This is a genomic window from Pseudomonas sp. P1_A1, from assembly GCF_056406935.1.
The window spans coordinates 144,989-161,429 of record NZ_JBFTZE010000006.1 but is presented as its reverse complement, the minus strand read 5'-3'; the positions used below and the strand labels follow the sequence as shown (position 1 = coordinate 161,429).

The 16,441-nt window shown below is 53.6% G+C and carries 17 protein-coding genes and 1 pseudogene; 12 read left to right on the top strand and 6 right to left on the bottom strand.

Going from position 1 to position 16,441, the window contains the following annotated elements; all coding sequences use genetic code 11:
• The 12 genes and pseudogenes from AC1D2Q_RS11290 to hpaR all read left to right on the top strand — a co-directional run bounded on the left by AC1D2Q_RS11290 (nucleotide 1) and on the right by hpaR (nucleotide 10,504).
• A complete protein-coding gene (locus AC1D2Q_RS11290) occupies nucleotides 1-471 on the top strand; it encodes a PaaI family thioesterase (protein ID WP_095129214.1) in 471 nt (156 codons plus the stop codon).
• A 57-nt stretch (nucleotides 472-528) separates the two neighbouring features.
• Nucleotides 529-1,068, top strand: a complete 540-nt coding sequence (locus AC1D2Q_RS11285) for a cupin domain-containing protein (protein WP_095129215.1) — start codon at nucleotides 529-531, stop codon at nucleotides 1,066-1,068.
• Entirely contained in the window at nucleotides 1,065-1,991 is a 927-nt protein-coding gene (gene kce / locus AC1D2Q_RS11280; RefSeq protein ID WP_095129216.1) for a 3,5-dioxohexanoate:acetyl-CoA acetone transferase, read from the top strand. The genes AC1D2Q_RS11285 and kce overlap by 4 nt, the downstream gene beginning before the upstream one ends.
• A gap of 50 nt (nucleotides 1,992-2,041) precedes the next feature.
• Nucleotides 2,042-3,148 carry an FAD-dependent monooxygenase gene (locus tag AC1D2Q_RS11275; RefSeq protein WP_477813228.1) on the top strand — a complete coding sequence of 369 codons (1,107 nt, stop codon included), beginning with the start codon at nucleotides 2,042-2,044 and terminating at the stop codon, nucleotides 3,146-3,148.
• A gap of 307 nt (nucleotides 3,149-3,455) precedes the next feature.
• The gene (locus AC1D2Q_RS11270) at nucleotides 3,456-4,454 is read left to right on the top strand and encodes a fumarylacetoacetate hydrolase family protein (RefSeq protein ID WP_477813227.1); all 999 of its coding nucleotides are present in this window, start codon (nucleotides 3,456-3,458) and stop codon (nucleotides 4,452-4,454) included.
• 95 nt (nucleotides 4,455-4,549) lie between these two features.
• The gene (locus AC1D2Q_RS11265; protein WP_095129378.1) at nucleotides 4,550-5,479 is read left to right on the top strand and encodes a VOC family protein; all 930 of its coding nucleotides are present in this window, start codon (nucleotides 4,550-4,552) and stop codon (nucleotides 5,477-5,479) included.
• A 17-nt stretch (nucleotides 5,480-5,496) separates the two neighbouring features.
• The gene (locus AC1D2Q_RS11260; protein ID WP_095129219.1) at nucleotides 5,497-5,847 is read left to right on the top strand and encodes a Rieske (2Fe-2S) protein; all 351 of its coding nucleotides are present in this window, start codon (nucleotides 5,497-5,499) and stop codon (nucleotides 5,845-5,847) included.
• A gap of 87 nt (nucleotides 5,848-5,934) precedes the next feature.
• The gene (locus tag AC1D2Q_RS11255; RefSeq protein WP_477813226.1) at nucleotides 5,935-6,837 is read left to right on the top strand and encodes a SphA family protein; all 903 of its coding nucleotides are present in this window, start codon (nucleotides 5,935-5,937) and stop codon (nucleotides 6,835-6,837) included.
• 53 nt (nucleotides 6,838-6,890) lie between these two features.
• Nucleotides 6,891-7,471: pseudogene (locus tag AC1D2Q_RS11250) on the top strand (LysR family transcriptional regulator); the annotation flags it as partial.
• 285 nt (nucleotides 7,472-7,756) lie between these two features.
• Entirely contained in the window at nucleotides 7,757-8,926 is a 1,170-nt protein-coding gene (locus tag AC1D2Q_RS11245) for a p-hydroxyphenylacetate 3-hydroxylase oxygenase component (RefSeq protein ID WP_095129221.1), read from the top strand.
• A gap of 76 nt (nucleotides 8,927-9,002) precedes the next feature.
• On the top strand, nucleotides 9,003-9,953 hold the full coding sequence (locus AC1D2Q_RS11240; protein WP_095129222.1) for a p-hydroxyphenylacetate 3-hydroxylase reductase component: 951 nt from the start codon (nucleotides 9,003-9,005) through the stop codon (nucleotides 9,951-9,953).
• A 128-nt stretch (nucleotides 9,954-10,081) separates the two neighbouring features.
• Complete coding sequence (gene hpaR / locus AC1D2Q_RS11235) at nucleotides 10,082-10,504, top strand: homoprotocatechuate degradation operon regulator HpaR (RefSeq protein WP_095129223.1); 423 nt, start codon at nucleotides 10,082-10,084, stop codon at nucleotides 10,502-10,504.
• A gap of 64 nt (nucleotides 10,505-10,568) precedes the next feature.
• Here hpaR and hpaI read toward each other — a convergent pair whose 3' ends face one another.
• From hpaI to hpaE, 6 genes are all read right to left on the bottom strand, one after another.
• The gene (gene hpaI / locus AC1D2Q_RS11230; protein WP_095129224.1) at nucleotides 10,569-11,369 is read right to left on the bottom strand and encodes a 4-hydroxy-2-oxoheptanedioate aldolase; all 801 of its coding nucleotides are present in this window, start codon (nucleotides 11,367-11,369) and stop codon (nucleotides 10,569-10,571) included.
• 18 nt (nucleotides 11,370-11,387) lie between these two features.
• Nucleotides 11,388-12,191, bottom strand: a complete 804-nt coding sequence (gene hpaH / locus AC1D2Q_RS11225) for a 2-oxo-hept-4-ene-1,7-dioate hydratase (protein WP_095129225.1) — start codon at nucleotides 12,189-12,191, stop codon at nucleotides 11,388-11,390.
• Between the two features lie 12 nt (nucleotides 12,192-12,203).
• Nucleotides 12,204-13,508: an MFS transporter gene (locus AC1D2Q_RS11220; protein ID WP_095129226.1), complete on the bottom strand. Its 1,305-nt coding sequence runs from the start codon at nucleotides 13,506-13,508 to the stop codon at nucleotides 12,204-12,206.
• A gap of 46 nt (nucleotides 13,509-13,554) precedes the next feature.
• Nucleotides 13,555-13,947 (bottom strand): tautomerase family protein, encoded by a 393-nt coding sequence (locus AC1D2Q_RS11215; protein WP_413695398.1) that lies wholly within the window; start codon nucleotides 13,945-13,947, stop codon nucleotides 13,555-13,557.
• A 62-nt stretch (nucleotides 13,948-14,009) separates the two neighbouring features.
• Nucleotides 14,010-14,867: a 3,4-dihydroxyphenylacetate 2,3-dioxygenase gene (gene hpaD, locus AC1D2Q_RS11210; protein WP_095129228.1), complete on the bottom strand. Its 858-nt coding sequence runs from the start codon at nucleotides 14,865-14,867 to the stop codon at nucleotides 14,010-14,012.
• Nucleotides 14,868-14,975: 108 nt separating this feature from the next.
• The gene (gene hpaE, locus AC1D2Q_RS11205; protein ID WP_095129229.1) at nucleotides 14,976-16,436 is read right to left on the bottom strand and encodes a 5-carboxymethyl-2-hydroxymuconate semialdehyde dehydrogenase; all 1,461 of its coding nucleotides are present in this window, start codon (nucleotides 16,434-16,436) and stop codon (nucleotides 14,976-14,978) included.
• Nucleotides 16,437-16,441 lie beyond the last annotated feature (5 nt).

Here is a 16,441-nt window from a genome sequence, read left to right as displayed (position 1 = left end):
ATGGATCCTGTCGTTGACAATCCAGATCGCGCCTTCTTGGAGCGAGTTATTGCAGAGGCCCAGTTCGATATTCCTCTGGAACTAACCCCCGGACTAAGTGCCCTTAGCGCCCGGCTAATTCAAGGGCGGCCTGGGGCTGTCGAGCTAAGCTACGAAGTTCCCGAAGCGGCCATTCAGGGTAATGGCGTCGTTGCTGGCGGCACCTTAATGACTATGCTTGATTATGCGATGGCTTTTGCAGTTCTTAGTAAACTTTCTTGTGGCCAAACCTGTGCTACGACCAGTATCACGGTGAACATGCAGGCCGCCGTCAAACCCTCGCGACTGAAAGTAAGTGCCACAGTCGAACGTGTTGGTCGCCAAGTTGCCTTCGCGAGGGCTGAATTATTCGACCCGCACCGTGAATTGCTCATAGCTAGCGCGTCGGCTTCTTTCTTTATTATGGACGTCGCCCGCGTTCAGGCCGCATAGCTCAAAAAAATTTACTCAATAACAATACAATACGTACCGTATTTAAGGTGGCTATGAATGAACAAGATTTTCAACACGGATTACAAGCCCGTACGAAGGATCGTGACCGGTCATAACGAAGTGGGTGAATCCATATTCACCAGCGACGGAGACACACCTAATGTGCTCGCGCAACCTGGCAAACCGGTAGCTCAGGTTGTCTGGGCAACCGGGGCAGGGCGCGCTGTAGGTTTCGATCCAGCACCGGCTGGTCATAAATTCGGTTTCCACTCTGATAAGGGGTCACTCCTTCGCATTGTTGACTTCCCACCAGATGAGGTCTACGACCAAGAAAAACTGGTTGAATTCCTCGACAGTGAAGGGGTTCGAGACAAGAACAAGCCGCGCCATTTTTGGTTCCACAAAACCGAATCGCTGGATTACGCCGTGGTACTCGAAGGTGAAATCGTCGCGATGATGGATCACGGTGAGACGGTCATGCGCCCGGGGGACGTGCTGGTGCAACGAGCCACAAATCACAGTTGGTCCAATCGCTCAAAGCACAACTGCCGGATGCTATTTGTCCTGCTCGCACTGCAGGAAGGAGAAGAGCTGTGAAAAAAATCATTATTACTGCTGCCATTACTGGTGGCGCTCATACGCCGTCGATGTCCCCACATCTGCCGGTTACTCCTCAAGAAATTGCTGATCAGGCAATTGAAGCGATAGAGGCGGGTGCGGCGATTGTTCATCTTCATGCCCGAAATCCTGAAGATGGTCGTCCCACTGGCGATCCTGAAATTTTCCGTCAGTTTGTGTCTCGAATYAAAACCGAAACTGATGCGATCGTGAACGTATCCACCGGCGGTGGTGGGCCAGCAATGCCGATTAGCGAGCGCGCTGCTGCAGGTGTCGCTCTGCAGCCAGAGATGTGCTCCTTGAACATGGGGTCGATTAATCTCAATCTTTCAGAGATGGCCGCCAAAGACCGGAATTGGCGTTATTCCTGGGAGGTAGAGCACCTCACTGCCACGAAAGATCTTGTCTTCCGAAACACTTTTTCCGACATCGAGTGGATTCTGCGAACTATCGGCGCGGCAGGCACGCGCTTTGAGTTCGAATGTTACGACGTCAGCCACTTGTATACATTGAAATATTTCCTGGACAAGGGCCTTGTTAAGCCGCCGCTATTCATCCAAACAATTTTTGGACTGCGGGGTGCGATAGGTGCTCACATCGAGGATGTAATGCATCAAAAACGGACAGCAGATCGTCTGTTTGGTGATCAGTATCATTGGTCAGTACTGGGTGCAGGGAAAGACCAAATGTCACTAGCGACGCTTGCGGCCATCATGGGTGGGAACGTCCGGGTCGGGCTAGAAGATAGTTTGTACATTGGGCGTGGTGAACTGGCGGTCTCCAACGCTGCTCAGGTGCAAAAAATTCGCAGTATTATCGAGCCGTTGGGCTTTGAAATTGCTACGCCTCAAGAGGCGAGGGAAATGCTTGCCTTGAAAGGGAAAGCCAACACGGCTTTTTAATTCATTAATGGTCTGTCCTGAATACAAGAAAAAGTAAAAGGTGCAGCGCAATGCAAAAGATCAAGAAAGTATTGATTGTAGGAACTGGAATAGGCGGTGGCACCTTGGCCTGTGCGCTCGCTGATCGTGGCATCGAAGTTCACGCAATTGATAATAAGCCTTCTATTTCTGCGGCAGGAACTGGGATTTGTCTTTTAGGTAACACATTGCGAGCCCTCGATTCGATCGGGCTGAAAAATGATTGCCTTGAGCGCGGGGCACCCTTCCAAATGTTTCGTGAGTTCGATGCTACTGGAACTTTGATCATGGCCTCTCCGATTGGAGACAACTGTGGCATTAAGCGTCCTGAGTTATCGAATATCCTTGAGTCCCATGCTTCCAGGCGCGGCGCGATACTGAGTAAAAGTATTTCAGTTGAGTCGGTTATTGACAAGGGTAAAGTTGTATTGGTTAGTTTTACCGATGGCACTGAAACTGAATATGATTTGGTTGTGGCGGCAGATGGTGCCTTTTCACGTTTGAGAGACCGTTTTTTTGGCGAAGAGCATCGTCCAAAATTTGCCAAACAGAGTGTTTGGCGTTTCAACGCTCGTAGACCCTCATCGCTTGATGGGTTCCATATATTCCGAGCTGCGGATGGGACGGCCGTTGGGGTTCTGCCCATTTCGGCAGAAAACTGCTATCTCTTCCATATGGAGAACAGTCAAGAGCACCTTCGGTACCCGGATGAAAATTTGGACAGTTTGCTCATTGAGAGGCTCCGTTCCTATGAGGCCCCTTTGATTCGTGAAGCGCTGGAACAAATCACATCGCCCGCAGATGTATTGTTTCGCCCGTTTGATGTGACCCTTGTTCCTGTTCCCTGGAATCGAAATCGAGTGGTCCTGTTGGGTGATGCCGCTCATGCCCCAACACCACAGCTTACCTCGGGTGGAGGTATGGCAGTTGAAGACGCAGTAGTTTTGGCTCAGGTACTAGGCGAATACTCTGCTGATGAAGCTTTGAAAATGTACAGCCAACGTCGGTTTGATCGCGTGAAGAGAATCTTCGACGCGTCCTATCAGTTATCGGTCTATGAGCAGAATCCACTCGCGAATCGCGATAAAAGTGCACAACTTTTAATGGATAGTTACCACTTTATAGCTCAGCCCTGTTGATTAAAATTTAAAGGTGCTTGAGGCACAGTCTGCCATCAGGCTGCCTTTTTACGTTCTCGAAAACATTCCAAATAAACGAAACGATTCGATCGTATTTGGCATGCATCAGCAAAGCCGATTTTACCGCGGCGGAGCCGTTCAGATGCTTGGCCTGCCAGGAGTGCAGGCCCGGCTGTAGTCGATATGACAGATGGGCGGTATATAGGTTTATCTTTACAAAACGATACGTGCCGTATAGCTTTAAGCTGTGCAGGCCAAAATGCCGGCTCTGCCATAACGAGCCATTCCAACAAAAGAGGGAGATGCTATGAAGCTCGGCCGTATTTCTGTTAATGGTCCTGACGGAGCGGAAGCGCGTTTGGTACTCGTAGTACCGGAAGAGAAACGGGTTATCGACCTGAAACGTGCCCTTCAGGAGCAGTTGTTCAAAGAAGGCTCTTCTCGGGAAGCCTCGTTGAAGTATGCAGATGCTGTATTCCCTGGGAGCATGTCGGCGGCAATTGCATTGGGTTCACCCTTTGTCCAGGCAGCTGAAAAAATCAACGCTACGCGTCCCGATGCCTACTCCACATCATTCGACCAAGTGACATGGCTCCCGGCTTCGGATCCATCTGTCGTGCGTGATGGGTTGACTTTCATTGGCCACATCAAAGGCTTCCATGAAAAAATTGGTCACGAGCCAACTCCCAGCCTTCTGAAAATTCCTGGGTACTTCAAAGGTACACCGCATACCGTCATTGGGCATGATGCCGAAGTCCCATGGCCAGGTTATATAGAGCACATGGATTATGAGCTCGAGCTGGGCTATGTCATCGGCAAGCGTGGTGAAAATCTCAACCCTGATAACGCACTTGACCACCTTTTTGGCATTACCATTTTCAACGATTTCAGCGCTCGCGACCGTCAAGCGATCGAGATGCCAATTGCAATGGGCCCTACCAAGTGCAAGGATTTTGCGTACGGCATCGGTCCGTGGATTACCACCATTGACGAATTTAAAGATCTTGACCGAATTGGTATGGAAGTTCGGGTCAACGGCGAGACTTGGGGTAAGGGCGACAGCTCAAACAAGCTGTGGACCGTAGGCGAGCTAATTGCCTGGTCGAGTCTAGGTGAGGCTGTTGTGCCAGGCGACGTGATTGGTTCGGGTACTATGGGTGGTGGTTCTGCTCTTGAGCTTGACCGGCGGCTCCAGCCAGGCGATGTCGTCGAACTGATCGTTGACGGTGTCGGAACGCTTCGCAACAAAATGGGACAACCGATCCCGGGTCTCTGGTGGCCCGAGGAGCGCAAGCCGTTCATGTGAGTGGAATTGTAATTCACGAGCGCATCGAAGATATCCGGCCCGCTTAAAAAGGCGGGCCTGACATAACAAAAACGCAATCTTTGATAGGTGTTGAAATGAACATCCTTGGTCCGGACACATTGTATTTTGGCGTTGATGATGTTGCGCTCTGCGAGCGGTTCCTGAAGGATTACGGCCTTGAGCCGGTAGGTGATGGACGCTTCGAGGCGTTAGACGGAACCGGCGTGGTTATCAAGCATCGGGATGATCCAAGTCTTCCCGCTTGGACATTGCCTACCGCAAACATGCTGCGCAAAACCATGTATGGCGTGAAAGATGCTGCCACTCTGGAAAGTATAAAAAAGGAATTTGAGGGGGAGCGGGAAGTCAAGACCTTGTCTGATGGCTCATTGGAGCTACTTGACGATGTCGGCTTTGCTCTTGGCTTCCAGGTCTCGATCAGAAAGTCGCACCAATTGAGTGCGGAGCGTGTAAACGCCCCTGGCGATATTCATCGCCAAAAAAACAAGACGGGCGTCAATGTCGATACCACGGAGCTGGCTCCTAAGCCACGAACACTTTCTCATGTAGTCTATTTTGTCCCAGACGCCGACAAGGCAGAGCGATTTTACGCCGACCGTCTGGGCTTCAGAGTTACCGACAGATTCATTGGTATGGGCCCGTTTCTGCGTCCTGCCGGTACTTTTGACCACCACACCCTTTTCTTCATCCAGACTCCTCCACACCTGCAGGGATGTGAACATTTTACGTTCCATATGGGAGGGCCAACCGAAGTGATGCAGGCCGGCTATGCGTTTGCTGGAAAGGGCTACGAATCGTACTGGGGGCCTGGACGTCACCAGTTTGGGTCTAATTGGTTCTGGTATTTCAATACCCCGATGGCTTGTCATATCGAATATGACGCCGATATGGATCAACACGATGATGAGTGGTCTCCACGGGAAGCTCCCGCTATCGTCGATAACTCCCAAATCTTCCTTTTTGACTGGCGCGAGAAATGGGCTCCAGGCGGAAAGCCTGATTAAAAGAGGTTAAGTAAACGATGGCGAATCCCCAGCGTCTCAGGCTTTGCCATCTCGAGCAACTTGCGCCAGGTCAGTCCTTCGGGTTCAGGATAAAAAACGTAGGTCAGGATGACTTTTTTTTAGTCAACAATGGTGGTCATATTGTTGGGTACAAAAACTCATGCCCGCACTGGCCTGGCTCTTCTATGCCGGTGCTTAAGAATCGCTATCTAGATAGTGAGTCCCGATATATCGTGTGTAGTGGTCATGGCGCATTGTTTGAGGTCGACTCGGGCTTGTGTATAAAAGGTCCTTGTATCGGTCAGCGCTTAATTTCTATAAGTTTGGAAGTTACAGAGGCTGGGGAAATATTTCTCATCGGAGACTGAATGATCTAGGTCTCTGGCTCTGCCGTTTCTGTTCTACATGTTAGCGTAAATCATGTTGTAGAAAATAATAAAAAGAAGGAAGGCGTGATGAAATTTTCAGCTATTTATCGTCTGGTTGTTTGCACTGGCGCCTTGTTTTTTGCTGGTAATTCGATCGCGCTTGAGGGTGGCACTTCGAGCTACCCAGCGGGAATCGTGACCGTCATGAGCGGCGCTGTGGGTGCCCCAGGCGAGACGCATCTCTATACATACAACAAGCTCATCGATATCGACTCAATCCACGATGGGCGAGGTGATAAGGTGTTTCCTAAAGTAAAAGGAAAAATCCACGCTCACGCGTTGCGATTGGTTCACACGCTTGACGGGCCAACGTTGTTAGGAGGCAATGTTTCATTGCAAATAGCAGTTCCTTACGTACAAGGCCATGTGGATATTCCTGCATTGGGGCCGTTCGGTAGGGATTCCGCAAGTGGGATGGCGGATCCGATGTTTGGGGCTCTGGTCAGTTGGCAGTCCCCAACGTATCTTCACAATATAGAGTTGGATTACGTCGCTCCTTGGGGGGAATATGATGAGCACGCACTCATTAACCCCGGTAACAATAGCAGTGTGATTTATGCAGCGTACGCTTTCACTTGGTTTCCCCTGCCGCAAGTGGAGGTGAGTTCAAAGATTAGTACTAATTATAGTTTTGAAAATCAGAAAACTGATTATCAATCGGGTGTGCAAGTCGTAGCAGACTATGGGATAAATTATCGATTTTCCAATAACTGGTTGGCAGGGGTTGGTGGATATTTGGCAACCCAGCTCAGTGATGATCAGCTTCATGGCAAAGATATCGGCAATCGTACGAAGTCTATAAAAGTTGGTCCGCAAATAGGATATGCACATCGGGATTTGGGCCTGTTCGCTGCTTATCAAAGTGACGTGTATGCTCGGAACACTACCGAAGGGGATACGATCATGTTGAATGGGTTTATAAAGTTCTAATTAGGTGCTGTAATTTCGCACCTGGCTTTTTGTGAAGGCTTTTTTTAGTTAGAAAAGCGGCACGCTTCGGTAATGTCGCGCGAGCCATAGAAGTTCTCGATCTGACGCCCTCGGCAGTTAGTCACCAGCTGGCAGAACTGGAGGCGATGATTGGTCGACAGCTGTTCTCAGAACGGCCAGGGGGTGACATTGACGCCGGTGGGTGAACATACCTCACTGAGATTTCCGGCATCCTGCATAGCCTGGCGGTGGCGACCGAACGCGGCACCAGTGATGTCAGCTTCGACTGTTTGCGGCTGCGCTCATCCCCCCAGTTTCGGCCTGTCGTGGCTGATGCTGCGCCTGGTGCAATTTCGCCAGAGCCATCTCGATATTCAGCTCAACTTCTCGTGTTCCTACGAATCGCTGCATTTCACACACTGAGTTTTGATCGTTCCTACATGACGTGGGAGGCCGCCAGCCACGGGCTTGGGTTTGCCCTGGAAAGCAAGCGGCTTGCGCAGAACTATCTAGCGCGTGAAACGTTGGTTGAGTAGGGCGGCCGTTGAGTGCGCCAATCACTACACACCACCCGGTTTTCCCGAGAGCGCATTCGATTCCTGATTGGAGGCAGAAAGAATTGGGGCACCTATTTCAGTTATTAACTGCCTGGGCTCAAACCACGGGGTTCGGTGGTGCCGGGTTTCCCCAAGGTTGGCTGTGAGCTGTTCCCCGAGCTGTTCTTCCATTTGATTAGGGCCCTTTGAAAAGTACAATCTTCCGTTCGAAACGTGCATTTTTCGCCGCGCTTTTGCACTCCATACTTGCATGGTCTTTATCGGCGTACTGACTTATTTATCGCGTGTGCGGTGCCTTCAACACGCTCTATAAATACTCTCGCTCGCCGGAACACCACAATCCAATAATAAAGAGACCATCCATGAAAAAGCCAAACCCGCTGCTGGAAGATCTGAGAAGTGTCCTGCCGACTATTGCAGAAAATGCCTTCGAGGCAGAAAAAGCGCGTTGCGTGCCTAACGAAAACATCGCGCTGCTCAAAGGTATTGGCATGCACCGAGCCTTGCAGCCGAAGAAATACGGCGGCATGGAAATTTCCCTCCCTCAATTCGCAGATTGCATCGCATTGTTGGCTGGTTCCTGCGCAAGTACGGCTTGGGCGATGAGTCTGTTGTGTACCCACAGCCATCAAATCGCGATGTTTTCCAGCAAGTTGCAGGATGAGATGTGGGGCCGAGACCCTGACGCCACGGCCAGTAGCAGTATCGCGCCGTTCGGTCGTATCCAGGAGGTGGAGGGGGGCGTCACCTTTAGTGGTGAAATGGGATGGAGTTCAGGCTGTGATCATGCCGAATGGGCCATCATGGGTTTCTTTCGCGAAAATACTGAAGGCACTCGGGATTATTGCTTCGCAGTACTGCCAAGCAGTGACTACGCAATTCGTGATGATTGGTTTGCAGTGGGGATGCGCGGTAGTGGCAGTAAAACTCTGATCGTTGAAGACGCGTTCGTGCCTGAGTATCGCATCCAGAAAGCCAAGGACATGATCGAAGGTAAGTCCGCGGGCTTTGGACTTTATCCGGACAGCAAGATTTTCTTCGCCCCTTATCGGCCTTATTTCGCCAGCGGTTTCTCGACGGTCAGCTTGGGTATTGCCGAGCGCATGCTGGATGTCTTCCGTGAGAAAACCCGCAACCGCGTCCGTGCCTACACTGGTGCCGCTGTCGGCGCAGCCACCCCGGCATTGATGCGCTTGGCGGAATCCACACATCAGGTCGCGGCCGCCCGAGCGCTGCTGGAAAAAAGCTGGGAGGAGATCGCTGAATACAGTGAGCGCCACGAATATCCAAGTCGCTCCACGCTGACGTTCTGGCGTACTAATCAGGGCTACGCCACAAAGATGTGTATCCAGGCAGTGGATCGTCTGATGGAAGCGGCAGGTGGTGGAGCCTGGTTTGAAACCAACGAGCTGCAACGCCTTTTCCGCGACTCCCATCTTACTGGTGCGCACGCATACACCGATTACGATGTCTGTGCACAAATTCTTGGTCGCGAACTGATGGGCCTTGAGCCCGACCCGTCGATGGCCTGAGGCGAGTAGCTGCGACACCACAAGCCCGTTATAAAAACAATCAGGGCACGCTCCTGGGCGTGCTCGGGAGTCTTGCATGTCCGATATTAATGAGATTGCCGTTTCTTCTGCCTTCGATGCGCGTGCATTTCGCCGCGCATTAGGTAACTTCGCCACCGGTGTAACAGTGGTAACAGCCGCCGACCAGAACGGCCGCAAGGTGGGGGTGACGGCCAACAGCTTCAACTCGGTGTCGCTGGATCCGCCATTAATCCTCTGGAGCATCGACAAGCGCTCTTCAAGTCACGGCGTGTTTGAAGAAGCTACACACTTTGCGGTGAACGTGCTTGCTGCCGATCAGATTGATCTTTCGAACAATTTCGCTCGTCCGAAGGATGACCGTTTTGCAGAGGTCGACTTTGAAGCAGGCGAGGGCGGAGCGCCGGTGCTCTCTGACTGCTCGGCACGTTTTCATTGCGAAAAATACCAGCAGGTGGACGGTGGTGATCACTGGATCATGATTGGCAAGGTTGTGGCTTTCGATGATTTTGGTCGTTCACCACTGCTGTATCACCAAGGTGCTTACTCCATGGTGCTGCCGCACACTCGTATGACCAAGAGTGGTGAAGGTCAGCCGCCGAGCAGTCACTTCCAAGGACGACTGAGCCATAATCTTTACTACCTTATGACCCAAGCTCTGCGCGCTTATCAGGCAAGCTATCAGCCGCGGCAATTGTCGACAGGTTTGCGAACCAGTGAGGCACGTATGCTGATGGTGTTAGAAAATGATGCGGGTCTAAGCCTTACCGATCTGCAGCGCGAGGTGGCGATGCCAGTGCGGGAAATAGAAGAGGCCGTTTCCAACCTCACTCGGAAAGGCCTGGTCTGTGAAGAAGATGGGCATTTGCGTCTGACGGTTAAAGGTATCGATGAAACAGAAGGATTGTGGTCAATAGCCCGTGAACAGCAGGAAAAAGTCTTCAGTCAATTCAGCGACGACCAATTGGAAACATTCAAGACGGTGCTGAAAACGGTAATCAGGCTCTGATCTGATTTAGTTAGCGATCAAAATAGACGGCGCCCAAAGCGCCGTTTTTTTATGGAAGTAAGAAGCTTTATGGCTATTTCAGCGTGATAATATTATTAACATGCTAACTAATTTCGAGCCATTCTTAAATGCCCAAGCACCGACAGTCTCTGACACTCAACTTGCTCCAGGCCCGTGAAGTCGCCATGAGTTTTTTCCGGCCCTCCCTGAAGGATATAGGTCTCACTGAACAACAATGGCGGGTGGTGCGGATTCTCAGTCAGCAGGGCGAATTGGAAATCAATCGCTTGGCGGACTTGGCGTGTATTCTCAAGCCCAGTATGACAGGCGTACTGGCGCGGATGGAAACCGCAGAGCTAGTCGAACGACGGCGCTCAGAACACGACCAGCGTCGAGTGCTGGTGAAACTGACGGTTGCCGGAGATAGCTGTTTTGAAAGTATGAGAGGGCGCATGGAAGAGAACTATGAGCGCTTGCAGGAGCGCTTCGGCGCGGAAAAATTGCAGACGTTGTTGGTGCTGCTCAACGATTTGAAGTCACTTAAGCGTTGATCTCTGGGTGATCACTGCTGGCAAAACCGACCGCCAGCAGTGAGTATTTGCAATTGACCTGAAATCAGTAAGCGCCGCCGGTACTGATGGTGGCCGGGGTATTTTTGAACTTGCTTGTCAGTGCTTGCAGGCCTTGCATCAGTACTGTGGTGTCAACACCCACCGCTACGAATGCCGCGCCGAGCTCGATGTAGCGCCTAGCCAGTTTTTCGTCAGCGCTGAGAATGCCTGGCGCCTTGCCCGCATCGCGGATTCGAATGATCGTGTCTTCAATGACTGCCTGAACTTCGGGATGCCCCGGATTACCGCGATGGCCCATGGCAGCGCTGAGGTCGGCGGGGCCGATAAACACCCCGTCAACGCCCTCGACGGTGACGATGCCATCCAGATTGGCCAGGCCTTTGAGGCTTTCAATCTGCACCAACAGGCATATTTGCTCGTCGGCCTTGTCCAAGTACCCGGGCACGGTATTCCAGCGCGACGCCCGTGCCAGTGCGCTGCCTACACCTCGCACGCCACTGGGCGGATAGCGCACGGCACGCACCAGTTCTCGCGCCTGCTCGGCGCTTTCGACCATTGGCACCAGCAACGTCTGGGTTCCGATGTCCAGAATCTGTTTGATCAACGTTGTGTCGCCGGCGACAGGGCGGATCACCGGATGACTGGCATAGGGAGCTATGGCCTGCAGTTGGCCAAGCATGCTGCGTACGTCATTGGGTGCATGCTCGCCGTCGATCAATAGCCAATCAAAGTCGGCATTGGCTGCCAGCTCCGCGCAGTAGGGGGTGGCGAGACCGAGCCAAAGGCCGATCTGCGCCTTGCCACTTTTCAGGCGCTGTTTGAATGTGTTGATGGGCATGTCCATGAAACGGTCCTCCAAAAATCAGACAAAGCGGCAGGAAATGGAGCCGAGCATGTCGTAATCGACATGGAAGGTATCGCCTGGGTTGGCAGCCACTGGACGGGTAAACGACCCGCCCAGAATAATCTGTCCCGGTTGCAATGTGACGTCGTAAGGTGCGAGTTTGTTGGCCAGCCAGGCGACACCCTTCGCAGGATGATTGAGAACGGCAGCAGACACCCCTGATTCCTCGATCACTCCATTGCGGTACAAAACAGCTGGCACCTTGCGCAGGTCGACTTCATGAGGGCGGACAGCACGGCCACCCATGACCACCCCGGCGTTCGCCGCATTGTCGGAAATGGTGTCGAAGACCTTGCGCGTGGCCTTGGTCTCGGGATCGATCTGTTGGATACGCGCGTCAATGATTTCCAGGGCCGGAATCACCCATTCAGTAGCATCCAGCACATCGAAAATCGTCACGTTCGGGCCTTTGAGCGGCTTGCCGAGTATGAATGCCAGCTCCACTTCAACGCGCGGCACGATGAAGCGGTTAAAGGGGATATCGGTGCCTTCGTCGAACAGCATATCGTCAAGCAACGCCCCGTAATCTGGTTCTGAAATATTTGATGAAACCTGCATGGCCCGAGAGGTCAGGCCAATCTTGTGCCCCACCAGCTTGCGTCCGTTCTTTATTTTCTGCGCCACCCAGGCTCGCTGAATGGCATAGGCATCTTCGATGGTGATCTGTGGATGCGCGAGGGAAAACTGTCCAACTTGCTCACGAGAGCGCTCGGCGTTGTCCAGTTGAGCAGCGGCTTGCTGGATGAATTCTTGATCGAGCATGACGTAGATCTCTTAATGAGGATTGACGATAGCGGCGGGCGTGCGCAGCACCAGAAAGGCGCCCGCGACGATTAGGGCCGCGAGAACGTAGAGGGCAAGACTGGCGCTGTGGGTGGTGTCTCGCATCCAGCCAATCAGATTGGGTGTCAGAAACGAGGCAATACTTCCCAGGGAACTGATCAAGGCGATGCCCGCCGCCTGGGTACTGTTTGATAGGAATGCCGGTGGTAGCTGCCAAAACATCGGCAGTGCGGCGCTCGCGCCCATACCCGCAATCACCAAACCTCCGATTACCATGAAGGGATCGCCAGGCATCAGGCCGGCTACAGCGATACCGAGGGCAGACATGAGCAATGGCACACTCAAGTGCCACCGGCGTTCGCGGCGCCGATCTGATGAGCGCCCGCAGGCGATCATAAAACCGCAGCCTGCCAGGTAGGGCAGGGCACTGAGCAGGCCGACCTGGCCATCGCTGCCTATCCCAGAGCTATGAATCAGGGTAGGCATCCAGAAAGCGAGCGTGTTGACCGCCAACATGACCGCGCAGTAGATCCCCACCAGCAACCAGACCTGCGGATCACGGAGGATACCGCTGAACGAGATGATGGATTTGCGTTGCTCTTCGCCAGCCAGTTGATTGCGCAGTTGGTCTTTCTGCTCGTTGCTCAGCCAGCTCACTGACTCGAAGTTGTCGGGCAGCACCTTGAGCACCAGCAAGCCGAGAAGTACGACTGGTGCGCCTTCAATCAGGAACATCCACTGCCAACCACGTAGGCCCCCAACATCATGAAAGCCTTGCAGGATACCGCCCGATAGAGGGCCACCGACGACCCCGGCCAGCGGCACGGCAATGGCGAACAACGCGGTTACCTGTGCGCGCCTACCGGCCGGATACCAGCGGTTGAGGTACACCAAAATACCTGGGAAAAATCCAGCCTCGGCGACGCCGAGCAAGAAGCGCAACGCGTAGAAACCCTCAGCGTTTTCGATCAACAGCATGCTGGTGGACAAGGTCCCCCAGACGACCATCAACAAAGCGATCCAGCGCCGTGGCCCAATGCGATCCAAGGCTATGTTGCTGGGTACACCGAACATCGCGTACGCCACAAAGAACAGGCCTGCACCAAATCCGTAGACGGTGTCGCTGAAGTGCAGGTCGGTGCCCATCTGCATCTTGGCAAAACCAATATTTATCCGGTCAAGATGAGCGAACAGGTAACACACCAGCAGCAGTGGCATCAGCCGCCAGGTCACCGTGCGGTGGGTCGACGTTGCGGCGTCGCTCAAAGGCTGTGTAACGGAAGTGGCTATGCTCATGATGTTGTACTTTTTTGTGAGAGAGGCCAATGGGGTGAGGAGCTTCTTAGTTCGCCTGTTGCTTGAGAAAGGCATGGACGTTGTTGAGCTTGAAATTCAGCTCGGGGTGCAACTCGATCATTTCAAACGACAGGGCCAGCAGACGTTCTGCCTGTAGCGTTGCAAAGTGGGCGGTAATGACTCCGAACAGTTTTTCCGCGACCTGTTGACGCGTTGCCAAGTCGCGGCCGTGTCCTACCTTCAGCGTCATGTGGACGAAGGCGTAATCGTGTTTGCCGTCAGCCATGCGCCACGTGTCCAGTCGAACTCCGCGGCTACGGATACCCCCCAGCGGAAATACATCGCTGGCGCCAAGTGTGGCGTGAACTTTTTCAAACAGGCCCGGCAAGTCGGCTTGTTGCTCGATGTTGTCAGTGTATTCAGCAATAAAATGCGGCATCGTGCCCTCCTGGTAGTTGGCTGTGTCGAGCGGCGGGCGCTTCCCGGCCGCTTAAGCGAAATTCAGAGCGGGAAAATGGCGTTGATCTGGCCGGTACCGGAGCTGCCAAAAGGTTCTGTGAGCACTTCGACCGGCTTGTTGTAGTCCGGGCCGCCCAGTAGACCTAAAAGCATTGCAGTGTCGTGCATCTTGCCTTCGCCGAAGCAGTGCTCAGCGTAGTCAGGAAGCATCGCGCAGAACTCTTTGAAACGGCCTTCGCGCCACAGCTTGACCACGTGCATGTCGACCTGTTTGTCGAACTCGCGAGTCCAATTGTGGATATTGGCTTCCGCTTCACGATCGTCTGAGAAGCGATGCGACAGAGAACCGGAGGCCAGCACCAGGACTTTGTGGTCGCTCTTCTCGATTGCGCGGCGCACGGCGGCGCCGAATGCGAAGCTGTCTTCCAGACGATGCCAGGCACACCAGGCCGCGATGGAAATCACCTTGAGTTTTTCGGCGGCAGGTACATCCATGTGCATGTAGCGCATCGGCACCAGGGTGCCGTATTCCAATTCCAGACTCGGGATGTTGTGGGACAGAGTTCGCACGCCGGCAGCGTTGGCTTCCTCAGCGATAAGTTCGCCGAGTTCCGGACAGCCCGGGTAGTGGTAAACCATGTCCTTAATGAAATGCGGTAGTTCATTGCTTGTGTAAACACCACTGAAGTGCTCACCGTTGTTCACGTGATAGCCGCTGTTAACCAGCCAGTGCACGTCGAACACGACGGCGGTGTCGGCACCCAATTCGCGCGCACGGCGGCCTATTTCCTTATGTCCGGCGATAGCGGCAGCACGACAGCCGTGGTGTTTGCCCGGCAGTTCGGACAGATACATCGACGGTACATGGCAGACTTTTGCTGCCAGAACGACTTCGCCCATGATGATTCTCCTGAAGTTATTCTTGTTGGTTCAATTCAATGGACAGCGAAGACTACGACGAGCGCGATGCGCGCCCCACCGCAGCCTTCAGCGGCGGCTATCGGCTGCTCATAGTCCCCAGCGCGGGATGTGGTGACTGCCCATGGAAATGCAGACGTTCTTGATCTCGGCGAACACTTCGAAGCTGTATTGGCCTCCTTCACGACCTGTACCGGAACCTTTCACACCGCCGAATGGCTGACGCAAATCACGCACGTTCTGACTGTTGATGAACACCATGCCGGCTTCGATGCCACGGGCCAGGCGATGGGCCTTGCCGATGTCCTGAGTCCAGATGTAGGACGCCAGGCCGTACTCGGTATCGTTGGCCAGTTGCAGGGCTTCGGCTTCGTCCTTGAACGGAATCAGGCACACCACCGGACCAAAGATTTCTTCCTGGGCGATGCGCATCTTGTTATTCACATCGGCGAACACCGTCGGTTGGATAAACTGGCCTTTACTCAGGTGTGCAGGCAAGTTCGCCGGACGGTCAAGACCGCCAGCGAGGAGGGTGGCGCCTTCTTCAATACCGATCTTGATGTAGCCGGTGACCTTGTCGTAGTGGGCCTGTGTGATCATCGAGCCGACCTGGGTTTTCGGGTCTTGCGGATCGCCGACGATCAGGCGTTTGGCACGAGCGGCGAACTCGGCGACGAAGGCCGGGTAAACGCTTTCCTGGATGAAGATCCGGCTGCCAGCGGTGCAGCGCTCACCGTTTAACGAGAAGATGGTGAACAGCGCGGCATCGAGGGCTCGCTCAAGGTCCGCATCTTCAAAAATCAGTACGGGCGACTTGCCCCCCAGCTCCATCGAGTACTTTTTCAATCCTGCGGTCTGCATGATTTTCTTGCCAGTTGCCGTGCCGCCGGTGAACGAAATCGCCCGCACATCCGGGTGCCGTACCAACGCGTCGCCAGCCGTCGCACCGTAGCCCTGAATCACGTTCAGCACACCATTTGGAATGCCGGCTTCAACAGCCAGGCGGCCCAATTCATTGGCGGTCAGCGGTGACAGCTCAGACATCTTCAGCACTGCAGTATTGCCAAGTGCGAGGCAGGGGGCAGTCTTCCAGGTCGCTGTCATGAAAGGCACGTTCCACGGCGACACCAGGCCACACACGCCCACCGGTTGATACATGGTGTAGTTGAGCATCTGGTCGTCGACCGGATAGCTATGACCGTCCATGCGGGTGCAGACTTCGGCGAAAAAGTCGAAGTTGTCCGAGGCACGTGGAATCAACACGTTCTTGGTCTGATGGATCGGCAGGCCGGTGTCCAGGGTTTCCAACTCGGCCAGGTGCGGAACATTCTGCGCGATAAGCTCACCGAGCTTGCGCATCAGTCGGGCACGCTCTTTTGCCGGCGTTTTGGCCCACTTGGGGAAGGCTTCCTTGGCCGCAGCCACGGCCTGAGCGACTTCTTCAGCACCGCCGCTTGCGACTTCGCCGATCGCTTCGCCTGTGGCCGGGTTGTAATTGACGAAAACGTCTTTGCTTTCGACCTCACGGCCGTTGATCCAGTGTTTGATCATGTTGC